6 protein-coding genes are annotated in these 25064 nt (G+C 65.1%); 1 reads left to right on the plus strand and 5 read right to left on the minus strand.

Annotation, left to right across the window (positions count from 1 at the left end; all coding sequences use genetic code 11):
* Positions 1 to 81: 81 nt before the first annotated feature.
* The 5 genes from BLP82_RS03165 to BLP82_RS03185 all read right to left on the minus strand — a co-directional run bounded on the left by BLP82_RS03165 (position 82) and on the right by BLP82_RS03185 (position 22738).
* On the minus strand, positions 82 to 14028 hold the full coding sequence (locus BLP82_RS03165; RefSeq protein ID WP_092165293.1) for a non-ribosomal peptide synthetase: 13947 nt from the start codon (positions 14026 to 14028) through the stop codon (positions 82 to 84).
* A gap of 58 nt (positions 14029 to 14086) precedes the next feature.
* On the minus strand, positions 14087 to 17149 hold the full coding sequence (locus BLP82_RS03170; RefSeq protein ID WP_092165639.1) for a non-ribosomal peptide synthetase: 3063 nt from the start codon (positions 17147 to 17149) through the stop codon (positions 14087 to 14089).
* A gap of 111 nt (positions 17150 to 17260) precedes the next feature.
* Complete coding sequence (locus BLP82_RS03175; protein WP_092165295.1) at positions 17261 to 18307, minus strand: TauD/TfdA family dioxygenase; 1047 nt, start codon at positions 18305 to 18307, stop codon at positions 17261 to 17263.
* 17 nt (positions 18308 to 18324) lie between these two features.
* Positions 18325 to 21753 (minus strand): condensation domain-containing protein, encoded by a 3429-nt coding sequence (locus BLP82_RS03180; RefSeq protein WP_092165297.1) that lies wholly within the window; start codon positions 21751 to 21753, stop codon positions 18325 to 18327.
* Between the two features lie 7 nt (positions 21754 to 21760).
* Positions 21761 to 22738 carry a TauD/TfdA family dioxygenase gene (locus BLP82_RS03185; RefSeq protein WP_092165299.1) on the minus strand — a complete coding sequence of 326 codons (978 nt, stop codon included), beginning with the start codon at positions 22736 to 22738 and terminating at the stop codon, positions 21761 to 21763.
* A gap of 247 nt (positions 22739 to 22985) precedes the next feature.
* On the opposite strand from BLP82_RS03185, the gene BLP82_RS03190 reads away from it, so the two are divergent.
* Complete coding sequence (locus BLP82_RS03190; protein ID WP_092165301.1) at positions 22986 to 25049, plus strand: TonB-dependent receptor; 2064 nt, start codon at positions 22986 to 22988, stop codon at positions 25047 to 25049.
* Positions 25050 to 25064: the final 15 nt, after the last annotated feature.

Here is a 25064-nt window from a genome sequence, read left to right on the forward strand (position 1 = left end):
TTCAAAGTCTTGAAAACTCGAGTGAGCGTCGATCAAGGCGCCGCGCCGGTCCGCAGACCTGGGCGGGCGCCGCGTCGCTCGCTAGCGTTGGGAATCGGGTTTGGTCTTGAGTTTGCCCAGCAGTTTGTCCAGGGATTTCTGGTTCAGCGCCTTGGCCAGCGGGAAGTCCGCAGGCATCAGCGAACCGGCCTGCGGGTCGAGGCAGTGTTCGACCAGTGCCTGCAAACGTTCCAGCAGGCGAGCAGGCAAACGACTGTCGGCATTCGGCGTGACGCTGTGCCACTCGACACGCAACACGCCGTCCTCCAGCCAGGCCACCACCTCACGGGCATGGGTCACTCGGTTCACCGGGGCCACGTCCGGTGGCGGGGTCAGGCTGCTGGCGCGCAACCAGCCCGCTGGCGTTTGCTCATGCCCCAGGTAGTTGAACAGCACATCGCCGTGGCTGGCCGGCAACTCGCCGCGCTGGTGCAGCAAGCCGTAGCCCAGGCCCTGGCCGGGTACATCGCGCAAGGCTTGCTTGGCGTTGCGCACCTGATCGCCCGCGGCGCCGCTGGCACTCACGCGCAGTGGGTAGAGGGTGGTGAACCAGCCGACGGTGCGGCCGACGTCCAGCCCGGCAAACGGTGCATCACGCCCGTGGCGTTCAAGGTCCACGACGATGTCGCTGCGCTGTTCGACCTCGGCCAGGGTCGCGGCGAGGGCGGCGATCAGCAGTTCCTCCGGTTGTGTGCGGTAAGCCGCGTGGGATTGGGTCAGCCATTGGTGCGTGCGGCTGGCATCCCAGCGGGCCGACAGGGTCTGGCGTTCGGCGAGCGTGGCCATTGGCGGCGGGTTCGCAGAGGCCTGGGCACTCCAGTAGCGCTGCTCGGCGGCAGCCTTGGCGGCATGGGCTTGCAGGTGCTCGGCCCATTGACGATAGGAGGTGGTTTTCGCCGGCAACGTCGGCTGCTCGCCACGCTCCAGGGCGGCATACAACTGTTGGAAATCTTCCAGCAGCGGCGTCCAGGACACTGCATCGACCACCAGGTGATGGGCCACCAGGTACAGGCGCTGCGGTGTGCCTTCCAGCAGGGCCGCGGCAAACAGCGGGCCGTGTTGCAGGTCCAGGCTTTGCGCGACTTGCAGCAATTGCTCCGGGTGTTCGCCGCAGGTCAACTGGGCCGGTGCCACCGGCGCGATGTGTGCCTGCCATTGGCCGTCGACGTGGGTGAAACGCAGGCGCAGTGCGTCGTGGTGGGCCACCAGCCGATCCAGCGTGGCTTGGACGATGGCCGGTTCCAGGCGACGGTCGCTGTCGGCCAGCACCGATTGGTTCCAGTGCGCGGCCTGGACCTGTTGCTGGTCAAAGAACCACTGGTGCAACGGCATCAGCGGCATCGGCCCGGTCACGTCGCCTTGTTCGGCCTGGGTCAGCAGCGCCGTGGTCACATGGGCCAGGGCCGCCGGGGTCGGCGAGCGGAACAGGTCCCGTGGCGTGAGCGAATAGCCCTGCTCACGCAAGCGCGAGATCAGTTTCAGGCCGAGAATCGAGTCACCGCCCAGGGCGAAGAAACTGTCCGAGGTGCCGACTTCGCGACCGCCAGTCAAGGTTTCGCCGAGCAGTTCACCGAACAATTGGCAGAGCAGGCGTTCCAGGTCGTTGCGCGGTGCCGCGTAGTCTTTCTGGGTGTTTGGCAAGGGCAGGGCGGCCAGGGCCTTGCGGTCGATCTTGCCGTTGGTGCTCAGGGGCAGCGCCGGAATGTGCACCCACACCGCCGGCACCATGTAGGCCGGCAGCTCGGCTGCGAGCTGGGTGTCGAGTTCCGACTGCGCGGTGCTACTGCTGTAGAACGCCACCAGGCGGTTGTCGATGACCAGGGTGCAGGCGCCGGTGATGGCCGGCAGGTTCAGCAGGGCTGAGTCGATTTCCCCCAGCTCGATGCGCTGGCCACGCAACTTCACCTGGTGGTCGAGACGGCCCAGGTACTCGATGTTGCCATCGGCCAGGAAGCGGCAGCGGTCGCCGGTGCGGTACAGGCGATCGCCGGCCACGAACGGGCTGGCGAGGAAGCGTTCTTCGGTCAGGTCCGGGCGTTTCAAATAGCCACGGGCCACGCCGACGCCGCCGATGTACAACTCGCCGATGCTGCCAATCGGCAGCGGCTGCATGGCTTCGTCGAGGATGTACAAGCGCAGGTTGGCGATGGGCTTGCCGATCGGCACGATTGTGTCGTGCGCCGAGCAACGCCAGACCGAGACGTCGATGGCCGCTTCGGTCGGGCCGTACAGGTTGACCAGCGCCGCCGGGTGTTGGCCCATGAAGCGCCGCACCAGGTCCACCGGCAAGGCTTCGCCACTGGCGAACACCTGGCGCAAGCTGTGGCAGTCGACCAGGCTCGGTTCCTCGACAAAGGCCCGCAGCATGGACGGTACGAAGTGCAAGGTCGTGACCTGTTCCTGTTGGATCAACTGGCTGAGGTAGGCCGGGTCGCGATGACCGTCCGGACGGGCGACCACCAGGGTCGCGCCGGTGATCAGCGGCCAGAAGAACTCCCACACCGACACGTCGAAGCTGTACGGCGTCTTTTGCAGCACACGGTCGTTCGGGCCAATCGGGAAGGCGTCCTGCATCCAGTGCAGGCGGTTCATCAAGGCGCCGTGTTCGTTCATCACGCCCTTGGGTTGGCCGGTGGAGCCGGAGGTGTAGAGCACGTAGGCCAGGTCGTTGGTCTGAACGCTGATTGGCTCTCCAACTTCGGCGCTTGGCAACGCATCCAGCGTCCAGGCGGCATGCCCTGCGGGCAGGCGTGACAGCCATTGCGCCTGGGTCAAGGTGACCTTGGCATCGGCGTCTTCGATCAGGAAGGCCAGGCGCGTGGCCGGCAACTCCGGATCCAGCGGCAGCCACGCGGCACCGGCATGGACGATGCCGAGCAAGGCCACGACCATTTCCACCGAACGCTCCATGCACACCGGCACGATGCTGTCGGTACCTATACCGGCGGCGCGCAGGGCGCGGGCGACGGTTTGCGCCCGTTGGTCGAGTTCGGCGTAGCTCAGGCGCTGGCCTTCGAACACCAGCGCCGGGGCGTTGGGGCTCAGGGCCGCTTGCTGGCTCAGAGCGGTGTGCAGGTTGGTCGGGCCGTTGTAATGACGTTCGGTGGCGTTCCAGCGGTCCAGTTGCTGTTGGTCCTGCTGTTGCGGGAACAGTTCGACCAGGGTGCGTCCAGGGGTTGCCACCAGGGCGTCGAGCAACGCGCACCACTGCGCGCTCCAGCGTTGCATCGTCGCTTCGTCGTACAAGGCCGATTGGTATTCCAGCGCCAGCGTCATGTCGCTGCCGTCGTCCTGGACTTCCCAGCTCTGTTCAAACTTGGCGTCGATCGCCGGCAGCATCTGCTCTTCGACGTTCAGCCCCGGCCATTGGCTGCTGTCGACGCGGCCATAGTTGAGGGAGAACAACACCTGGAACAGCGGCGTGCGGTTCAAGTCGCGGTTCTGCGCGATGGCACCGACCAGGGTGGCGAAAGGCAGGTCGGCATGGGCCTGGGCTGCACGCAGGTCGGCTTCGAGGCTGGCGAGCAATTGCTCGGCCGGGGCCCGTTGGTCGACGTCGCTGCGGAGCACCAGGGTGTTGACCAGGCAGGCCAGCAACGTCTGGGTTTGGGCGTGGTCACGTTGGTCCGCCGGGGTGCCGAGGCGAATCTCCCGCTGGCCGCTGTAGCGGGCCAGCAGCGCGCTCAGGGCCGTGGCCAGCACCACGTAGGTGGTCGTGCCGCGCTGACGGGCGAACTGTCGGATGGCTTCGGCACGCTGGGTGCCGAGGCGGACGCTCAGTTGCCGGGCGCGACGATCGGCTTCGGCGCCGCGTGGATGGTCGATGGGCAGGTCGAGCTGGTAGTCGTCCTGGCCCAAGTGGTTTTTCCAGTAGTCCAGGCTGGCATGGCGCCGGGCCTGGGTGTCCGGGTGCTGTTGCCACAGGGCGAAATCGACGTAGTCGATATCCAGCGGCGTCCAGGCGGGCGACTGTCCGCTGAGGCCGGCGGCGTAGGCCTGGGTCAGTTCGTCGATGAGCAACTGCATGGCCCAACCGTCGGTGGCGCTGTGGTGCAGGCACACCAGCAACAGGTTTTCGTCGCTGCCCTGGCGTTGCAGCAGGTGCGCACGCCAAGGCGCGGCGGCGGCCAGGTCGAACGGTGTCATCAGTTCGTCCTGGGCGTTGGCACAGGTCGCGGCCCAGTCCTGGGTTGCAACGGAAGTGACCGCGAGCGCCGGCCCGTGGTCGTCGATCAGCAGTTGCGGCTCGCCGTCGACGTCGACAATCCGGCTGCGCAGCACCAGGTGGCGCTGGCTGACCTGCTCAAAGGCCTCGCGCAGGACCTGGACCTGCAGCTCGCCGCGCAAGGTCAGGGCGAACGGCATGTGGTATTCGCGGGACTCCGGCACCAGGCGGCTGAGCATCCAGAACCGGCGTTGGGCCAGGCCCAGGGGCAGTTGCGCCGGGCGCGGTTGCGCGGTGATCGACTCAGCGGGCGTGGTCGCTCGCAGATGCTCGACCAGGGCCGCGACCGTCGGTTGGGCGAACACCAGCGGCAAGGGCAGGGACACCCCCAGGCGCTCACGGACCCGGCTGACCAGGCGTGTGGCCAGCAAGGAGTGGCCGCCGAGTTGGAAGAAGTGGTCCTCGATACCGACGACTGAACAGCCCAGCACCTCGCTGAACAGTTCGCAGAGCACGGTTTCAGTGGCATTGCGCGGCGCGGTGCGCGGCTGGTCGCTTTGGCTGTGTGGCAGCGGCGCGGCGGCCAGGGCCTTGCGGTCGAGCTTGCCGTTGCTGTTGAGCGGCAGGCGGTCGAGCTGCACGAAAACGCTTGGCTGCATGTGCACGGGCAGGCTGTCGCTCAAGTCGGCACGCAGGGTCGCCTCATCGGCGTCACCGCACCAGAAACTCACCAGGCGCTGATCCAGCAACAAGGTGGCGGCGTCGCGAACACCGGCCTGGGCCAGCAGCGCAGCGTCGATTTCCCCCAGCTCGATGCGCTGGCCACGCAACTTCACCTGGTGGTCGAGACGGCCCAGGTACTCGATGTTGCCATCGGCCAGGAAGCGGCAGCGGTCGCCGGTGCGGTACAGGCGATCGCCGGCCACGAACGGGCTGGCGAGGAAGCGTTCTTCGGTCAGGTCCGGGCGTTTCAAATAGCCACGGGCCACGCCGACGCCGCCGATGTACAGCTCGCCGATGCTGCCAATCGGCAACGGTTGCATGGCTTCGTCGAGGATATACAAGCGCAGGTTGGCGATGGGCTTGCCGATCGGCACGATTGTGTCGTGCGCCGAGCAACGCCAGACCGAGACGTCGATGGCCGCTTCGGTCGGGCCATACAGGTTGACCAGCGCCGCCGGGTGTTGGCCCATGAAGCGCCGCACCAGGTCCACCGGCAAGGCTTCGCCACTGGCGAACACCTGGCGCAAGCTGTGGCAGTCGACCAGGCTCGGTTCCTCGACAAAGGCCCGCAGCATCGAGGGTACGAAGTGCAAGGTCGTGACCCGTTCCTGCTGGATCAACTGGCTGAGGTAGGCCGGGTCGCGATGACCGTCCGGACGGGCGACCACCAGGGTTGCGCCGGTGATCAGCGGCCAGAAGAACTCCCACACCGACACGTCGAAGCTGTACGGCGTCTTTTGCAGCACACGGTCGTTCGGGCCAATTGGGAAGGCGTCCTGCATCCAGTGCAGGCGGTTCATCAAGGCGCCGTGTTCGTTCATCACGCCCTTGGGTTGGCCGGTGGAGCCGGAGGTGTAGAGCACGTAGGCCAGGTCGTTGGCCTGGACGCTGATCGGCTCTCCAACTTCGGCGCCTGGCAACGCATCCAGCGTCCAGGCGGCATGCCCTGCGGGCAGGCGTGACAGCCATTGCGCCTGGGTCAAGGTGACCTTGGCATCGGCGTCTGCGATCAGGAAGGCCAGGCGCGTGGCCGGCAACTCCGGATCCAGCGGCAGCCACGCGGCACCGGCATGGACGATGCCGAGCAAGGCCACGACCATTTCCACCGAACGCTCCATGCACACCGGCACGATGCTGTCGGTACCTATACCGGCGGCGCGCAGGGCGCGGGCGACGGCTTGTGCCCGCTGGTCCAGCTCGGCGTAGCTCAGGCGCTGGCCTTCGAACACCAATGCCGGGGCGTTGGGGCTCAGGGTGGCTTGCTGGCTCAGGGCGGTGTGCAGGTTGGTCGGGCCGCTGTAATGACGTTCGGTGGCGTTCCACTCGATCAGTTGGCGATGACGTTCGGCCGCCGGCAGCGGTGTCCAATCCCCGAGGCGGGTGCGTGGCGCCTCGAGCATGGCTTCCAGCAGTTGTTGCCATTGTTCCAGCCAACGCCGGGCCGTGGTTTCGCTGAACAGCGCGGCGCGGTATTCCAGCAACACCGACAGCACTTCGCCGTCGTGCACTTCCCAATTCAGGTCGTACTTGGTGGCCTGGGCGGTCACCGCGCGTTCCCTGACCTGCAACTGCGGCCATGGCTGGCTCGACGTGTCGGCGTTCTGCATGGCGAACAACACTTGGAACAGCGGGGTCTGGCCGAGGCTGCGCGAAGGCTTCAAGTGCTCCACGACCTGGTCGAACGGCACGTCCTGATGCTGTTGGGCATCCAGCACACGGTTGCGCACCTGGTTGAGCAAACCTTCGAAATCCAGGGCCGGATCCAGGTCGGCGCGCATGACCACGGTGTTGACGAAGCAGCCGATCAGCGGTTGCAGCTCGGCGAATGGACGCTGGGCCACCGGGCTGCCGACCCGCACGTCGCGCTGGTTGGCGTAGCGCCCCAAGAGCAACTGCGCGGCACCAAGCATGAGCATGTACAGGGTGGCACCGCGTTGCTGGGCGAACTGCCGCAGGCGTTCCACCAGGTCGGGCGGCAATTGCAGTTGCACCGCGCCGGCCGCCGGGGCGAGCTGGTTTGGACGGCCCTGTTCGGTCGGCAGGTCGAGCAGGTAGTCGCCGTCCTCCAGTTGGTTGCGCCAGTATTCCAGTTGGCTGCTGAACGCGCTCTGTTGGCCGGGCTCGCGCTGCCAGAGGGCGTAATCGGGATATTGCAGCGCCAGCGCCGGCAGTGTCGCCGGGGTGCCATGGCACTGGGCGGTGTAGCACTGTCGCAGTTCCTCCAGCAGGTTCTGGCTGGAGGCATCATCGGTGGCGCAGTGGTGCACGCTGAGCAACAGCAGCGACTGGGCGCCGCCACTGCGTTGCAGCAATGTGGCCCGGACCGGCACTTCAGCGGCGAGGTCGAAACGGTGGCCGGTTTCCGCATGGATCGCCGCGTCGGTCAGTCGCTGCCATTGCTCGTCGCTGGTCGCTTGCAGTGCCGTCACCTGCACGGTGAGATCGACCTTCGGTTCGATGACCAACGCCAACTCGCCGTTGGTATCGCGCACGATGCGGCTGCGCAGGATCTCGTGGCGTTGGACCACACTGTTCAGGGCCGCTTGCAGGGCCTGGACATGGAGTTCGCCGTCCAGTTGCACGGCGCTGACCACATTGTACTCGCCACCGCCGGCGCTCAGTTGTTCGAGGAACCACAAGCGTTGTTGTTCGAACGACAGCGGCAGGCGCGCCGGACGCGGCGCCGCAACGAAAGTCGCCGCCGGGGCTTGCAGGGGATCGCCCAGCAGTGCGGCCAAGGCGTCGAGGGTCGGGTGTTCGAACACCGCCCGCAACGGCGGCACAGTGGCGAACTGTTGGCGCAGGCGGGCAAACAGCGCCGCCGCCAGCAGCGAGTGGCCGCCGAGGTAGAAGAAATGGCTGTCACGGCCGATCTGCGTCGACGGCACGTTCAGCAACTCGGCCCACAGGGCGGCCAGTTGCTGTTCGGCCGCGCTGCGCGGCGGGTCCAGGGCGTCTGGCGCGGCTTGGACATCCGGGGCCGGCAAGGCCTTGCGGTTGAGTTTGCCGTTGTCGGTCAGCGGCAGCTCATCGAGCAGCACGAACGCCGAGGGCACCATGTAGTCGGGCAGGGCGGCGCCAATGGTCTTGCGCCAGGCATGGATGTCGGCCTGCTGGTCGCACGTCACGTAGGCCACCAGGCGCTTGTCGCCGGGCACGTCTTCACGGGCCAGCACCACGGCCTGGCGTACGCCCGGTTGGGCGCCGATCAAGGTTTCGATTTCCCCCAGTTCGACACGGAAGCCACGGATCTTCACTTGATGATCCATGCGTCCCAGGTATTCGAGCTGGCCGTCGGGCAACCAGCGCACCAGGTCGCCGGACTTGTACATCCGTGCGCCTGGCAGGGACGAGAACGGGTCTTCGATGAACACCTTCGCGGTCTGTTCGGCACGGTTGAGGTAGCCCAGGGTCACGCCGGCACCGCCGATGTGCAGTTCCCCCGGGACGCCCACCGGCATCGGGTTGAGGAAGGCGTCGAGCACGTAGGTGCGCACGTTGGCGATGGGCCGGCCGATGATCGGCCGCTGCGGGAAGTCATCCACCGCGCAACCGGTGGCATCCACGGTGCATTCGGTCGGGCCGTAGGTGTTGAAGAAGCGGCTGCCGGCAATCGATGGCAGGCGTTGCCACAGTTGAGCGTCCACCGCATCGCCACCGAACAGCACGAAGCGCGGCAGGTACACCTCGCCAAGGCGAACGCCGTCGCTTTCAAGCAGGGCCTTGAGCTGCGCCGGGGTGCACTCGAAGGCGTCCAGGCGGGTATCGCGGAAGAAACCGGCCAGGGCCTCGGGGTCGTAGCGCACGTCTTCCGGGGTCAGGTACAGGCTATGGCCGTCGAGCAACAGGATCAGTTCGGCCACCGAACTGTCGAAGGCGAACGAGTAGTTGAAGCTGGTGCGCATCGGCTGGTCGGTGTAGCGGCGATACAAGCCATGGATACGCGCCCAGGCCAGGTTGACCACCGAACCGTTGGTCACCAGGGTGCCCTTGGGCTTACCGGTCGAACCGGAGGTGTACATGATGTAGGCCAGGTCTTGCGGCCCGGCGAGCGGGGCCGGGTTGTTGTCCGGCTGGTCGGCGAACAGCGCCGCGTCGCTGTCCAGGCGCAAGCGTGGCAGCTCGGCGCCCAGTTGTTCCAACAGGCCCTGCTGGCCTATGAACAGTGCCGGTTGCGCGTCTTCGAGCATGTACGCCAGGCGATCCACCGGGTAGGTCGGGTCCAGCGGCACATAGGCACCACCGGACTTGAGAATGCCCAGCAGGCCGACCAGCAGTTCCAGCGAACGCTCGACACACAGCGCCACCGGGCGGTTGGCGCCGACGCCCTGGCTGCGCAGGTAATGCGCCACCTGGTTGGCCCGCCGGTTCAGTTCGCCGTAGCTCAGGCTGCGGCCTTCAAAACACAGGGCGTCACGCTCCGGGGTGCGCTCGGCCTGTTGTTCGAACAACTGGGCAAAGGTCAGGTGCGTCGGCACTTCCATCTCGGTACGGTTCCACTCGACCACGGTGCGTTGCCACTCCGCGTCCATCAGCAGCGGCAAGGCGGCGACCGGGCGCTGGGGCTCGGCGAGCATGTGTTCGAGCAGGTGTTCCAGGCGGGCGAGGGTCTGGCGGGCGCTGTCGGCGATGAACAGGTCGAGGGCGAACATCAACTCCAGTTGGATCGGCGCATTGGCCGGGCACAGCACGTGCAGGTCCAGGTCGCATTCGGAGTGTCGCAGCGGCGTGTCCAGCGCTTCGAATTCCAACCCGGGGAAGCGCAACCGCGACTCCATGGCCAGTTGCTGGGCGACCATGACCTGGTACAGCGGCGCATGGCTGAGGCTGCGCGGCAGTTGCAGGCTGTCCACCAGTTGCTCGAACGGCAAGTCTTGATGCAGCAGGCCATCGCGCAGGCGTTCGGCCACTTGCTTGACCAGGGCGCTGAAGCCGGCTTGCGGTTCGAAGTCCGCGCGGATCGCCAGGTTGTTTAGCAGAATGCCCAGCAGGCCTTCGGTGCCCGGTTGTTCACGGTGGGTGACCGGGGTGCCGACCAGCACCGTGGCGTCGCCGCTCAAACGGTGCATCAGTACGGCGAAGCCGGCGAACAGGACGGTGAACGGTGTGGTGCCGAGACGACTGGCAAAGGCTTGTACCCGGCCGCTGAGGTCGGCGCTGAGTTCACGCTGCACGATCCCGGCGCGGTAGCTTTGCACCGAGGGCCGTGGATGGTCGGTGGGCAAGGCCAGCAGCGGGCTGGCGTCGCTGTCGCGACGGTCCAGGGTGGTGGTCCAGTAGTCGAGTTGGCGCTTGAGTTCGGCGCCTTGCAGGTGTTCGCGCTGCCAGAGGGCGAAGTCGGCGTACTGCAGCGGCAGGGCCGGCAGGTCGGCGCGAGTACCGTTGCAACGGGCTTCATAACCCAGGGCCAGCTCACGCAGGGCGATGGTGGCCGACCAGGCGTCCGACACCAGGTGATGCAGGGCGATGCCGAGCACGTGCTCGCCCGGCGCCAGGCGCAGCAAGCGCGCACGCAGCAGCGGTGGGCGGGTCAGGTCGAACGGCTGCTCGAAGGTGTCTTGCAGGGCATTGAACTGCGCGCCGGCGCGGGCGGTGGCGGTCAACCCCGACAAGTCTTCGAAGGGCAACGCGATGTCCAGTGCCGGGCTGATGCGTTGGCACGGCACGCCGTCGGTGCTGTGGATGCCGGTGCGCAGGATTTCGTGGCGTATCAGCAGGTCGTTCAGGCTGGCGTGCAACGCCTGGACGTTGAGTTCACCCTTGAGGTGCAGGGCGAACGGGATGTTGAACAGGGTGGTGCCTGGCGTCAGTTGCTCGATGAACCACAGGCGCTGTTGCGAGAACGACAGCGGCAGCAGCGTCGGGCGTGGTTGGGCCTTGGGCACGCTGAGCGCGTTGGCTTGCGGTGCGGCGGCCTCGGCCTGGCGGGCGTCGATGGCCACGGCCAGCAAGGCCACGGTGGGGTGTTCGAACAGGACCCGCAATGGCAGGTCCAGTTTGAAATGGGTGCGCAGGCGGGCCACGATCTGGGTCGCCAGCAGCGAGTGCCCGCCGAGGGTGAAGAAGTTGTCCTCCACGCCAACGGTGTCGCGCCCCAGGACTTCGGCCCAGATGGACGCCACGCTGGTTTCCAGGGCGTTGCGCGGGGCGATGCTCTCCTGGGCGTCCGCCTGCCAGTCCAGCTCGCGGGCGGCGAGGGCTTTGCGGTCGACCTTGCCGTTATTGTTCAGCGGCAGTTTGTCCAGGCCGACGAAAGCCGCCGGCACCATGTACGGCGGCAGTTGCGCCCGCAGGTGTTCGCTCAGGTCGTCACTGCCCTGGGTCTCGTCATGGGCCGACCAGTACGCCACCAGCCAGGCTTCGCCGACGGTATTTTCCCGCAGCAGGACGGCGGCTTCGCGTACGTTCGGGTGCTGGGCGAGACGGTGTTCGATTTCCGTCAGTTCGATCCGGTGCCCGCGCAGTTTTACCTGCTGGTCGCGACGGCCGAGGTATTCGATCACCCCGTCTGCACGCCAGCGTCCCAGGTCACCGGTGCGGTACAGGCGACCTTCGAGTTGAGGGTGCTCGATAAAAGCCTCAGCGGTGCGCTGTGGGTCGTGCAGGTAGCCGCGGCCGACGCCGACGCCACCGACGCAGATTTCCCCGGCGACGCCAACCGGCACCGGGCGCAGGGCTTCGTCCAGCACATACAGGCGGTTGTTGGCGGTCGGCTGGCCGATGGGCATGTGGCTGACCTCGGCCCCGGGCGCCGCGAAGATCGGCTGGAAGGCGACGTCGTCGGCACATTCGGCCGGTCCGTAGGCGTTCATCAGCGCGATGTCGGGGAACCGTGCGAACCAGTCCCGGGCCACGGTCGGTGGCAGGGCTTCACCGGTGGGCAATACCCAGCGCAGGTCCGGCAGTTGCAAGTCGCACGGGCACAACGCGAGCACGGTGCGCATCAGGCTCGGGACGATTTCCAGCACGTTCAGGCGCTCGCTGGCGAGCACCTGCAACAGGCGTTGCGGGTCGTGGGCGACTTCATCGGGAAGAATATGCACGGTGGCACCGAGCACCGGCGCGGCGAGGAACTGCCAGACCGAAATGTCGAACGCCACCGAGGCGGTTTGGGGAATGCGGTCAGCGGCGCTGAGCCCCAGGGCCGGCACCTTGCCGAAGATGTTGTTGAGCATGCCGCGCTGTTCGATCATCACGCCCTTTGGCGTGCCGGTCGAACCCGAGGTGAACAGCACGTAGGCCAGGCTGTCGGGGCGGGCGAGCACCGGCAGTGGCGTGTCGTTGCCCGATGCCCAGCAGGCTTCGGCGAACAGCGCCGTGGGCGCCTGGTCGAGGCCGCTGAGCAGTGGCTCGATCAGACCGCCGCAGGCTTGGCTGGCGATCAGCAACGGCGCGCGGGACAGCCCGAGGATTTCCCGCAGGCGCTCGGGCGGGTGATTGACCTCCAGGGGCAGCATCGCCGCCCCAGCCTTGAACACGGCCAGCATCATGGTCAACAGCGCCAGGCCACGAGGCGCCACCAGCGCGACCAGTTGGTCTTCACCGGCACCGGCCTGGCGCAGGGCGTGGGCCAGGCGCGTGGAACGCAGGTCCAGCTCGGCGTAGGTCAGCGACTCACCGGCGCAGGTCGCGGCGACCTGATCACCGCGCAGGGCGACTTGGGCGGCAAACAGCTCGGCGTAGCTTTGATCCAGCGCAAAGTCGTGGGGGTTCAGCGCCCATTCGCCCAGCAACTGTTGACGTTCGTCGGCGGCCAGCAGTTCGAAGCTGGCCAACGGCGCGTCGGGGGCGACGAGCATGCTGCGCACCAGGCTGGCGATGTGACCCAGCAGACGCTGCACGGTGGCGGCCTCGAAACGTTCGCGGTCATAGGACACGCGGATGCCCAGTTGATCGCCCGGCAGGATCACCACGGTCAAGCCGTAGTGGGTGTGCACGCTGTGGTCCATGCCTTCGAGGCTGAACTGGAAACCGCCTTCGAGGATCTGTTCGTCGATGGGCGCGTTTTCGAACACCAGGATGCTGTCGAACAGGGTCTCGCCCCGGGGGAAATCGCTCCAGCCCTGGATGTCGGTCAACGGTGTGTGCTCGAAGTCGCGCATGTCGACGTTGAGTTTCTGCAGATCGCCCAGCCAACTGCCGAGTGAGGCGTTCGGATCCACCGAAACCCGCAGCGGCAAGGTGTTGATGAACAGGCCGATCATTTCCGCAACGCCGGTCAGGTCAGCCGGACGGCCGGCCACGGTGACACCAAAGACGACGTCCTGCTGCCCGCTGTAGCGCGACAGCAGCAACGACCAGACCCCCTGGAAAAACGTGTTCGGGGTGATCCGGCGACTGCGGCAGAACGCCGCCAGTGCCTGGGTTTCCTGTGCGTCGAGGTGAATCAGTTGGTCGTCCACCAGCACCGCATCGGTGTAGCGGTCGCGGCTCACGCCGTTGTCCACGGTCAGTGGCGTGGGGGCGTTGAGGCCTTGCAACTGGCCGCGCCAGAATTGCTCGGCCTTGCCCGCATCCTGGCGTTGCAGCCACTGGATGTAATCGCGAAATGGCCGAGGGCTTTTCAGTTCCGGCGTGCGGTCGTTGCACAGCGCTTCGTAGACTTTGAGGAAGTCCACGGTCACCAGGGAGATGCACCAGGCGTCCATCAGGATGTGGTGGAAGCTGCGAATGAACTCGTAGGACTCGTCGGCCAGGCGCACCAGCCGGAAGCGAATCAGCGGTGGCTTGGACAGGTTGAAGCCGACCTTCTGCTCGTCTTCCAGCAGCGTGCGGATCCGCGCCTCCTGCTCATGGGGCGCGAGCCCGCGCAGGTCGAGGGTGTCCAGCGGCACCTTGACCTGGCGATGGATCACCTGCACCGGTTGCTTCTGGCTTTTCCACTGGAAACTGGCGCGCAGGGAAGGGTGCAGTGCCACCACCTGGCGCCACGATTCGAGGAACGCCCCTTCATCGATGGCCCCGCCGATGCGGTAGCGATCCTGCATCAGGTACACCCCGGAGTCTTCGTGCAGCAGGGAGTGGAACAGCATCCCTTGTTGCAACGGCGACAGCGGGTAAATGTCTTCGATCGGGTTGCCAGCGGTTTTTTCGGTGGTCATTGAAAGCGTCCTGCGTAAAAAGGGGCAACGGTGATGGCGGGGCGACGGGAGGAACCGTTCACAGGTCGGCCTCGTCCAGTTCGGCCATCAGCGCTTGCATTTCGTCATCGGACAGGCCCGAGGCACTGAACTCGGTGCTGTCGGCTTGCGGCTCGGCGGCGTTCGGATCCAGCGGTTGCGCGACCTCGGCCATGGCCGCGATGGTCTGGCGTTCGAAGACTTGCTTGGCGGACAGCGCGATGCCTTGCTCGTGGGCCTGGGCCACCACTTGCAGGCTCAGGATCGAGTCGCCGCCGATGGCGAAGAAGTTGTCGGTGACACTCACCGTCGAGAGTTTCAAGACCTTGGCGACGATCGCTTGCAGGGCGGTTTCCATGGCGTTGCGCGGCGCCACGTGGGCGTTTTCGTCGAACTGGTCCGGGTCGGGCAACTGGCGGGTGTCGAGCTTGCCGTTGGGCGTGCGCGGAAAGCTCGCCAGGGTCAGCACCAGGGCCGGCACCATGTACGACGGCAGGCGCTCACCGAGGAAGCGCTTGATCGCCTCCGAATCCGGCGCGTAGCCGTGGGCGGCCACGATGTAGGCGAGCAGGCGTTTGCCAGCGGCATGTTCCTGGACGATCACCGCGGCTTCGCGCACGTCGCTGTGGCTGCACAACTGGCGTTCGATTTCGCCCAGTTCGATGCGGTAGCCGCGGACCTTGACCTGATGGTCCTTGCGCCCCAGGAACGCCAGGCGCCCGTCGGCCAACCAGCAGGCCAGGTCGCCCGTACGGTAGGCGCGAGTGCCGTCGGCCAGGGTGACGAAGGCCTTGGCGGTTTCTTCGGGTTTGTTGCGATAGCCGCGGGCCAGGGTCGGGCCGGCCAGGACGATCTCGCCCGGTTCGCCAATGCCGCAAGCGCGGTCGAATTCATTCAGCAGGCGCAGGTCCATGCCGGCGATGGGGCGGCCGATGCTGACGTTCCGGCTGGGCTCCAACACTTCATAGGTGGCCCAGACTGTCGCTTCAGTGGGGCCGTATTCGTTCACCAACCGGGCGTGTGGCAAGGCCTTGCTGTGTTGCGCGATCAGCGACGGCGGGCAAGCCTCACCGGCGACGATCCAGCAGGCGAGGTGGGCGGCTGCGTCGTTGCGCTGCAATTGATCGAGCAGGGCCTGGTACAGGGATGGCAGCGACAGGCCGTGGCTGACCTGGTGCTGGGCAATCAGCTGCGCCAGGCGAGCCATCTCCAGTTCTTCACCCGGGGCGGGCAACACCAGGCGTCCGCCTTGGGCCAGGGTCCAGAAAATCCCGGCGACCGAACTGTCGAAGGCAAACGAGGACAGCAGCAGGTAGGCGCGCACGGGCGTCTCATAGGCGGCCATGCGCACTTGGGTCGAGAAGCTCAGCGCGCCGTGGCTGATTTCCACCGCTTTCGGCGCACCGGTGGAGCCGGAGGTGTAGATCAGGTAGGCGAGGTCGTTCGCGTTCGGCAAAGGCAGCGCCGGCTTGTCGGCGAGATCCGGCGTTGACAGGTCATCCAGCACGAAACGTTGCAGGTGGGGCGGCACGCTGTCGGCCAGTTCGGCGCTGACCACGATGTGGGCAATGGCGCTGTCGGCGAGCATGTAGGCGCGGCGGTCGGCCGGGTAGGTCGGGTCGACCGGCACGTAGGCGCCACCGGCTTTCAAGACGGCGAGCATCGCGACAATGGCCGCGTTGCTGCGGGCGAACAGGATGCCGACGGGTACCCCGGGACCGATGCCGGCGGCGACCAGTCGATGGGCCAGTTGCGTGGCGCAGGCGTCGAGGCGGCTGTAGCTGAGGTCACCGTCCTGGTCGCTGAGGGCGATGGCGTTCGGTTGCTGGCGAACCTGACGGGCAATCAACTCCACCAGTGTCACGGGTTCGATGGACGGCATGCTCGCGCCGGTACCGATCAACTGCGATTGCAGTGTGCCGCCCAGGGGCAGTTGGGCCCAGGCCCGTTGCGGTTCGGCCAGGGCACCTTGCAGCAGTTGCAGCCATTGCTCGGCAAGGCAGCCGGCGGCTTCGGCACTGAGGGCATGGCGGTCGTAGACCAACTGCGCGCGCAGGCCGTCGGGCAACTGGCGGACGTTCAGGCATGCCTTCAGCGGATTCATCACCGCACTGGCGTGACGCTCCCGAGCATCGCCCGAGCGCCAGGCAAAGGCGTATCCGGCATCGAGGGTACCGGTGTAATAGTCCTGCCAGCCGACCGCCCGTTCCAAGGTGGCGGCTACTTGCGTGCTTTGCTCCAGCAGGGTCGCCTGGGCATCCAGTTCGATGTTCACGGGCAGGCACTGCTCGAACAGACCCAGGGTGTTCTCCAGTTCCGCGCCGCGACTTTCATGGATCAGGGTGAGCGGCACCTGTTGCTGGCCGGCCAGTCGTCCCAATACCGCTGCCCATGCCGCCAGCAGCAGGTCCGGGGTCAGGGCCGGATGGCGGACGATGGCGGCCGGCAGCGCCAGGTCCAATCGGGTCGGCGCAAACCCGCCTTCGAGGGCCGATTCGAGGGGCAGTTGCAGGGTGGCCTGTTCGGTTTCGCCCGAGGGTTTCCAGAAGCTCACGCCCGGATGGTCCGGCGCGTCTTCAACCAGGCTCCAGCGCCATTCGGCGTAGTCGGCGTACTGCAAGGTGTCGGACAGGTCCGTGGCGCTGCCTTGCAGCAGTGCATCGGCCAGCCATTTCAGGCTGGCGAGGTCGAAGTGGCTGCTGGCCGCCGCCAGGTCCAGGATCGTCTGTTCATCGGACAGGCGCACCAGGTTCACATACAGGGGGGACGTCCAGTCACGGGGCTGGCCGGCGAGTTGGGCCAGCACGGCGTCCTGGTCGGCGTGATTGTATTGACGCAGGTCCTGGAGCTTCACCGCCAGCGGAGCGGTTTCGTCGATCACCTGCACCGGGTGGCGCAGGCCGGGCACGGGCATCAGGCGCGTGCGCAGGATTTCACTGTCGGCCACCAGCGCCTGCAGGCGCTTGTTCAGGGCATCGACGTCCAGCGATTGCGACAGCGACCATTGCAAATGGCAACTGAACGGGTGCTCCGCCGCGCCGTTGATGTGGGGGTAAACCGATGCCTGTTGCGGCGAAATACGAAAACCTTGAAGTCCGCTCATGTTCATCTCGACTGGAAAAGGGCTTGAGCCTGGATCGCCGCACAGACGCTGGGGCTTGCTGGACATGGGTCAGGCAAGCCTCCTGCGAACGGCGGGTGGACCCGTTGAATGTCAGACGGCAACGTCGCTCGACAGCAGGGCTTCAGCCATGCCGGTCATGATGGCGCGCTTGCCGGTAAAGGGTTCGCGACCGTGCACAGCGAGCATGTTGTCGATGAACAACACGTCCCCCTGTTGCCAACTGAACCGCACCAGTGAGTCGAGGTAGGCCGCGCGCAGTGACTCCAGGACCTGGGGCTCGATGGGTTCGCCATCGCCGTAAAAGGTGTTGGTGGGCAGGTCGAGGTCGTTGAAGTTGCTTTGCAGCGAATCGCGGATTCGCCCAGGCAGGGTGCTGATGTGGAAGAACGTGGCGTGGTTGAACCAGACCTCTTCGCCGGTGCGCGGGTGGCGCACCACGGCCGGCCCCCGTTGGCGGGTGCGCAGGCGATTGTGGTCTTTCCATTCCACTTCGATGCCGACGCTGGCGCAGTAGGCTTCCACTTCGCCACGGTCTTCGGACTGGAACACGGTCTGCCACGGCAGGCCGAAACCGTCGCCGTAGTTGCGAACGTACAGCACGCCTTTTTCCCGGAACCGCGCTTCGATCTGCGGGCTGATCCTGGCCTTCACGGCGCGGGTCGAGCCGATCGGTGTTTCACCGCCGGTCTCGGACGGCAGTTGGCAGTAGAAGAACAGCCGCAGCGGGAAGCGCGGTGAGTAGGAGTGTTCGTTGTGGGGGAAAATCATCTGGTCGGCCGGGTAGTCGGTCGAGGTGTAGATATTGCCGCCGACCCGTGTCCGCGGCGAGGCACGGAACATGTACTCCAGCGCTCCGGGGGAAAGGGCGGCGATCACCTGGTCGAACTGCTCGACGGAGGCGACGTTGAAGCCACGAAACAGCAGGGCGCCGTACTGCAGCAATTTCTTTTCCAACGACTCGCGTTCCCGGGCGGCCCAGGCGACCAGATCGACACCACTGACCGCTGGCTCGATCACCAGGGGCAGGGCGTGGTCCGGGCTGAGCAGGCGCTCGGTCACCAGCTGTTGTTCCGAGACGTTCATGGCTTTGCGACGCACGGCGCCGAGGGCGCGTGGCGATGGGGGCACGATAGACATAACGGCATCCGACTCGGTTAAAGGGACAAGGAGCGACGTTTGGCTTGCATCATCTGGCTGCGACCGGCCAGCGCCTGGGACTGTTGTCGCTCACGGGCAAAGGCCTGGTCCCAACTGTCGATGCGCTCGGCCAGTGCCGGCAACGGCTCGTCCAGCAGGGTGTGGAGTTGTTCCAGCAGGCACGTCCACAGGTGTTGCAGGCGCAAGGCACGGCTCTGGTCGAAGTAGTCGCCGCGATACTTGAGGGTCGCGGCAAGGCCTTCGCTGCCGTGCACGAGGTCGAGTACCAGGTGGAAATCCCCCGGTGCCTGGGCCACGTCCAGTGCGGCCAACTGCGCACCGGCGATGGCGGTCGGGGCCACCCGTGACGGTTGGTAGTTGAGCTTGACCTGGAACAGCGGCGAGTGACCGGGACGGCGCTGCGGCGCGAGGGCCGAGACCACCAGATCGAAAGGCAGGCCTTGATGGGCGTAGGCCAGGCGCGCTTCATCGCGAACCCGCTCAAGGAAACCGGCCAGGGTTGGCTCGCCACGCAGGTCGCAACGCAGGGTCAACTGGTTGACGAAGAAGCCGATGACGTCGTTGTGCTCGGCCAATGGCCGGCCGCTGACGTCGGTGCCCAGCAGGAACTGCTGCTGGCCGCCCAGTTGCTTGAGCACCAATTGATAACTGGCCAGCAATAGCATGAACAAGGTCATGCCTTGCTCGCGGGCCAGCGCTGCCAACCGCTCACAACTGGCTTGGGGCACGTTGAAGTCCAGGCTGTGTTCGCCCGGGGCCTGGCCGCTGCCACCCAGTTCCAAGGTTTGGGGCATGCCGGCCAAGTGGCCGCGCCAGAAGGCCTGCTCGCTGGCGATCCGCTGTTGGTTCCAGTGCCGGGCTTCCCATTGGGCGAAATCGAGGTATTGCCCCGGGAGCACGGCGTCCGCTGCCCCTGCCAGTTCCGCCAGCAATAGTTGCGCCGAGCGTCCGTCGAAGGCGATGTGGTGCAGGGTCAGCAGCAGGTCATGCTGTTGCTCATGTCGGCTGAGTAACTGCGCCCGCAGCAGCGGGCCGGCTTGCAAATCGACGGGGGTGGCGTGTTCGTGGGCCAAGCGCTGGCTCAGTGTCTGCTGTTGCTGCGCTTCATTCTGCTCACGCACATCGTGATGGACCAGCGCTACCGCCGTGGCCGGCAACACGTGTTGTTGCGGGCCATCGACACCGTCGCGGTACACCGTGCGCAGCACGCCATGTCGCTCGACCAGCGTGTTCAACCGCAGGGCCAGCGTCTCGATGTCCAGCGGACCTTGCAGGCGCAGGTGCAGCACCAGGTTGTGGCGGGTGTCGTCCGGGTTCAGCTGGCGCAGGAACCACAGGCGACGCTGGGCGAACGATTGATGCCCCTGGCTGAGGTTGGTCTGTTCGGTCGAAGCCTCGGCCGTCGGCACCGGCTGATTCAGGAGGTCTTGCAGGGCCAGCGCCCATTGGCCGAGGGTGGTTTCCCCGAACAGATCTTGGGTATCGAGGTTCCAGCCCAGGTCCTTGTGCAGGCGCGCGGCGAAGTCGGCCACGCCGATGGAGTCCAGGCCCTGGCCGATCAGGCTGAGGTCGAAGTCGGCGCAAAAGTACGGGTTGACCGCGTGCAGCGTCTGTTCCAGCCATTGGCGACAGGCGGCTTGGGCCTGTTGCGGCGTTTCGGTCGCCAGGCGCTTGAGCTGGGCAAGGTCGAGGGCCGCACTGTTCGAGGCTTGCACTGCACCGCTCTGGGCGATGACGCTCAACGTGCCCGCAGCGAGCTGCTTGCGTGCGCCTTGACGGGCGATCTTGCCGCTGGTGGTCATCGGGATGGTGCCGGCTTGCACCAGCACGATCTGGTCGATGCCACAGTCGGCGGCTTCGCGCACGGCGTTTTGCATTGACGCGAACAGCGCCGGGTGATGCGCCGGGTCGACGAACTTGCGTTGCGGCTCGGCGACAATCACCAGCTTCTCGCGGCCCAGTGCCGGGTCCATTTCCGAGAAGGCGGCGATGCGCCCGGTGCGGATGCCCGGCTCGGCGTCGGTAATGGCGAATTCGATGTCGTGGGGGTAGAGGTTGCGCCCATTGAGAATCAACAGGTCCTTGAGCCGTCCGCAGATCACGACTTGGCCTTCGTGCATGAATCCCAGGTCGCCGGAACGCAGGTAATGCTCCGATGAACCGACAATCCGGGCTTCAAAGGCTTCGCGCGTGGCTTGGGGATTCTTCCAATAGGATTCGGCGTTGCTCGGGCCCTTGAGCCAGACTTCGCCAATGCGATCGGCGGCGCATTGTTCGAAGGTTTGCGGGTCGACGATGGCAATGCTGTGCAGGGCTTGCGGATAACCACAGGCGACGAACTCCACGGCGGCGGCATCGGCCGCCGCCAGCGCCACGCGGCCAGTCTCCAGCACGGCCTTGTCCAGGCGCAGCACCACCGGCAGCGCGTCGGCCGGCGTGGCGCTGACACACAGGGTCGCTTCGGCCTGGCCATAACCGGGGCTGATGGCCAATGGGTCGAGGCCACAGGCGGCAAAGCGCTGGGCGAACGCTTCGAGAGTGCCAGGGTGGATCGGTTCGGCGCCGTTGATCGCGTGCTTCCAGGCGCTCAGGTCGAGCTGCGCGATGAGGTTATCGCTGACCACGCGGTTGCACAGGGCATAAGCGAAGTTGGGGGCGAAACTGGCGGTGGCGCGATAGCGACTCAACGCTTGCAACCAGGTCGACGGCGCATTGACGAAGGTCTGGGAAGCCATCAGGTAGCACGGCATGCCGCTGTAGAGCGGGGCCAGCATACCGCCGATCAGGCCCATGTCGTGGTACAGCGGCAGCCAGTTGACCATGGCGCCGTGTTCGTCGAAAGCGTAGGCCTGGCGCATCAGTTCGACGTTGGCGATCAGATTGCGCTGACGTACCTCGACGCCTTTCGGCGAGCCGGTAGACCCCGAGGTGTATTGCAGGAAGGCCACGGTCGAAGCGTCGATGGCCGGGCGTTGCCATTGGCTGGCCGGTGGTGTGCCCAGGTCCTGGACAGTCAGCACATCGACCCGGCTCTCCACCAGTTCCAGCAAGCCTTCGCAATAATCCGCCGGGGCGAGAATCAGTGCCGGCTCGGCATCCACCACCACGTTGCGCACGCGGTCGAGGTGGCGTGGTTTACGCGACGGTGGCGGAAACAACGGCACCGCAATCAGGCCCGCATACAGGCAGGCGCAGAAGGCGCGGGCGTAGTCGAGGCTGCTGGGCAGCATCAACAGCACCCGATCACCCGGCGCATACCGCGCTTGCAACGCGGCCGCCAGGGAGCGGGATTGCTCGTGCAGTTGGGCAAAGGTCAGGGTTTCGCCAATCTCTACGCCGTCCGGCAGAAAGTGCAGGGCGGCACGCTGAGGGAAGTGCTGGGCGTTGGCTTCCAGCACGTCGATCCAGTGTTCGAATGAAAACATGTGCAGTTCACGCCATGGCCACGATGACTTTGCGGTCACCGGTAAAAGGATTGCGACCGTGTGCCACCAGTCGGTTGTCGAGCATCAGGATATCGCCGGGCTGCCAGGGGAAACTGATGGCAGTCTCGCGATAGACCTCGCGCACGGTGTCGAGCATGTCGTCGGCGATCGGCGAACCGTCGCCGAAATAGACATGGCGCGGCAGGTTTTCTTCACCCACCGCCGCCAACAGGCTGGCGCGTACGTTCGATTCGATGGCCGAGACATGGAACAGGTGCGCCTGGTTGAACCAGACCCACTCACCGGTCTCGGGATGCTGCTGCACGGCGGCGCAACGCTGGCGGGTGCGCAGGTCGCCGTCGGCTTTCCATTCCCACTCGATGTCGTTGTCCTGGCAGTAGCGTTCGACCTGGGCGCGGTCCTGGGTGTTGAAGACTTTTTCCCAGGGCAGGTCCAGGGCGCCACTGTAGTTGCGCACATAAAGCAGCTCGCGGCTGGCGAACAGCTCGCGGATCTCGGCAGGCATGCGCTGGTAGATCAGGCGGCTGTCGGCAATCGGGGTCTCGCCGCCGGTTTCACTGGCCTTGATGCAGTGGAACCAGATGCGCGAAGGCCAGGGGCGGGTGTAGGCCTGTTCGTTGTGCAATGGAATGAACTGATGGGCCGGGTACTCGGTGGAACTGTAGACCCCGGCGAAGACTTTGCTGCGCGGCGTCGAGCCGAATTCGTAGCTGGCTAGCGGCGCGCCGAAGCTGGCCGCGAAGCGCTTGAAATCGATGGGGGTGGCGACGGTGAAACCGCGGAACAATACGCCGCCTACCGTGGCCAGGACCTGGGCCAGGTCGTCGCGAATCGAGGCGTCCAGGTCATGGATCGACTGTCCCGCTGCCCCCTGCACCAGCACGGGCAGCGATTGGGCGCTTGCATCCGTGGGCGCCATTGAAAACAGCTCGGAACGCCCGTTCAGGTGTTCGATTGAGGTCATCCTTGTGCATCCTCTTATAGCTTCTTCGACCAGTCACAAGACCTTGAAAGCAGGGCAGCGGTCGGTTGTGTAGGACTCGTCTGTAATGTATTCAATTCAATACAAGACGACATACTAGGTACAAATGAGATGGATTATCAATACTATTTATTTAATTTTTTTTTTGGATTAGACTCCGCTCCGCTGGCGCCAAACAGCCTTCAGCCAGCTCAAAAAACCAAAAATATCTGTCGCAGGGGAGCGGGGCGTGAATTTCAAAAAGAACACAATTGCGTTGGCTGTAGGGTCGGCCATAGGCTTGAGCAACGGCGCTTGGGCGGCTGAAGAAGCCGGCAAGATGGAGATCGCTCCAATCACCGTGACCGGTGAAAAGATCGACCGTACCCTCGAAAAGACCCAGTCCAGCGTCGTGGTCGTCACCGACAAGAATCTGCGTGAGCACGGCGACAAGGATCTGGTGGATGTGTTTGCCCGCACGCCCGGCGTCTATAGCCAGGCCGGCAATGAGAACTGGGGGATCCGTGGCGTGCCGGTGTCCGGTTTCGACGACCAGGGCCCGGCGGCTCTCAACGGTGCGGTATCGGTGTATGTCGACGGTGCCGTGCAGCCCAACCGCGCACTGACCCTCAGCCCGGTCCCGCTCTGGGATGCCGAACAGGTCGAGGTTTTCCTTGGCCCGCAATCTACCACCCAAGGCCGTAACTCCCTGGCCGGCGCGGTGGTTATCCGAACCAAGAACCCAACCTTCGAACCGAGCTTCTCGGCGCAGACCAGCGTGGGCAACTACGGTGAGCACGGTGCGGCCGTGGCGGGCGGCGGGGCCATCGTGGATGACAAGATCGCCGGGCGTATCGCCGTGGATTATTCCGACGGTGACGGCTACATCCGCAACACCACGCTCGATAAAGACGCCAACCCGCATCGCACCAGCAACGCCCGCGGTAAATTGCTGATCCTGCCCAATGACGACACTGACGTGTTGCTTACTTATGCCCATAACGAACATCGCCAGGGTGACCGTTCGACGATGCGAGGCGCTGATGGTAAGCCGAGCTATTACGACATCGGGTCCAATACCGAGGCCTTCGACAACCTCAAGCAAGACACCCTCAGTGCCAAGGTGGATTACCGCCTGAATGATGCATGGTCGCTGACGAGCATGACCGCCAATACCAGTACGGACTACAGCAACCGTCTGGACTTTGACCAGAATGCTGTGGACAACGAGGTCGTTCTGCGTAAGCAGGACGGCAATCTGTTCAGTCAGGAGCTGCGTCTGAATTACGACTCGGACACCGTGAAGAGTTTCGTCGGTGCCTACTATGGCCACAACACCAACAACTTCCACGACCGGTTGTTGTTCGATGACGTGCTGGTTCGTACCGTCAAAGGTGATACCAAGATTGAAAACAAGGCGGTGTTCGGTGAAGTCAACTGGACGTTCGCCCCGCGCTGGACCTTGATCACCGGCCTGCGTTACGACCACGAGACGAACGATACCGACATCGAAGCGGATGGCCGCTTCGTCCCAGAGAAAATTAAAAAGTCGTTTGATGCCGTGCTGCCGAAACTCGGCATCGACTACGAACTGGCAGCGGACCAGTACCTCGGTTTCACGGTGCAGAAGGGCTATCGCGGTGGCGGTGTCAACCTGCGTTCCGGTAGCGGTCACCAGGCCTACGACCCGGAATACACCACCAACTACGAGCTGTCCTATCGCGGTTCGTTCTTCGACAAGACCCTGCGTACCCGCGCCAACCTGTACTACACCGACTGGAAAGATCAGCAGGTCAGCGTGCGGCAGCCTGGTAGCAACGTCATTGATATCTACAACGCTGGTCGCAGTGAGATCAAAGGCCTGGAAGTCTTCGTCGAAAAAGACATCACCGAACAACTGACCTTGAACGTCGGGGGCGCCATTACCGATAGCAAATACAAGGACTTCGTCGCTGACAATGGTCAGGACAGGAGCGGCGAGTCTTTCCTCTACTCGCCTAAATACAAGGCCTCGGTGGGTGGTGTCTATCGCTTTGACGATCGCCTGATATTCGGCACGGATATTGTCTATCAGAGCACCGCGCCGTCGGAGTACGAGTTCGACGCGAACGGCAAAGTCACTGGTGAGCGTAAGAGCGACGCCTATGTGCTGGTGAACTTCAACACCGAGTACAAAGTCACCAAGAACGTCGCGGTTTCCGCTTACGTGAAGAATGCGTTCGACAAGGAATACGTCACCAACAACCGCAACGACGACATCATCGACGTCGGCGCACCGCGTACGGTGGGGATGATTCTGCGTTACGACATGTAAACCCAAGGGCGCGGG

This window comes from Pseudomonas sp. NFACC37-1 (assembly GCF_900101575.1).
Lineage (GTDB): Bacteria > Pseudomonadota > Gammaproteobacteria > Pseudomonadales > Pseudomonadaceae > Aquipseudomonas > Aquipseudomonas fluorescens_AA.

Bases quoted from the DNA above. Each gene is read 5' to 3' on its own strand.
- BLP82_RS03165 (WP_092165293.1), bottom strand. From the start codon at position 14,028: ATGACCACCGAAAAAACCGCTGGCAACCCGATCGAAGACATTTACCCG.
- BLP82_RS03170 (WP_092165639.1), bottom strand. From the start codon at position 17,149: ATGAGCGGACTTCAAGGTTTTCGTATTTCGCCGCAACAGGCATCGGTT.
- BLP82_RS03175 (WP_092165295.1), bottom strand. From the start codon at position 18,307: ATGTCTATCGTGCCCCCATCGCCACGCGCCCTCGGCGCCGTGCGTCGC.
- BLP82_RS03180 (WP_092165297.1), bottom strand. From the start codon at position 21,753: ATGTTTTCATTCGAACACTGGATCGACGTGCTGGAAGCCAACGCCCAG.
- BLP82_RS03185 (WP_092165299.1), bottom strand. From the start codon at position 22,738: ATGACCTCAATCGAACACCTGAACGGGCGTTCCGAGCTGTTTTCAATG.